This is a genomic window from Streptomyces actuosus, from assembly GCF_016921115.1.
GTDB classification, from domain to species: Bacteria; Actinomycetota; Actinomycetes; order Streptomycetales; family Streptomycetaceae; genus Streptomyces; species Streptomyces actuosus_A.
Map to the genome: position 1 here is coordinate 1 of NZ_JAFFZS010000247.1, position 412 is coordinate 412.

The following is a 412-nucleotide window of genomic DNA, read 5'->3' on the forward strand; positions in this document are numbered from 1 at the left end:
ACAGAGTCACCAAAATGGCATCTTGCATCATCCCAAAGTTCGCGTAACCATCTACACTGACGCTTCTGTCGCACAGGCTGCGGCAGGTGCGGACCTCCTGCTCCTTGGTGCAGACCGTATTTCACCAGAGGGGTCGGTGAGTAATAAAACGGGGTCCATTCCCGCTGCTCTCAGTGTTCGACATATGGCGCGGGGTGGTGAGACGATCGTCGTTAGTGAGATTTACAAAGTCGCCATGCAAACTGAAAACACCACGGAGGAGCATGATATCATGGAGAATAACGAGGCATCCGAGGTAATGGGAGCGTGGGAGCAAAATGACCGTCTTAAAGGGCTAGATATAATCCAGGATCGTTTTGAATCCCATGATAGTAATCATCATGATGTTCAACAACAGCTGCCAGAACCACAG

The 412-nt window shown here is 50.2% G+C and carries 1 pseudogene; it reads left to right on the top strand.

The annotated features are described in order from the left end of the window. Positions 1 to 22 precede the first annotated feature (22 nt). A pseudogene (locus tag JS756_RS36250) lies at positions 23 to 412 on the top strand (hypothetical protein); the annotation flags it as partial.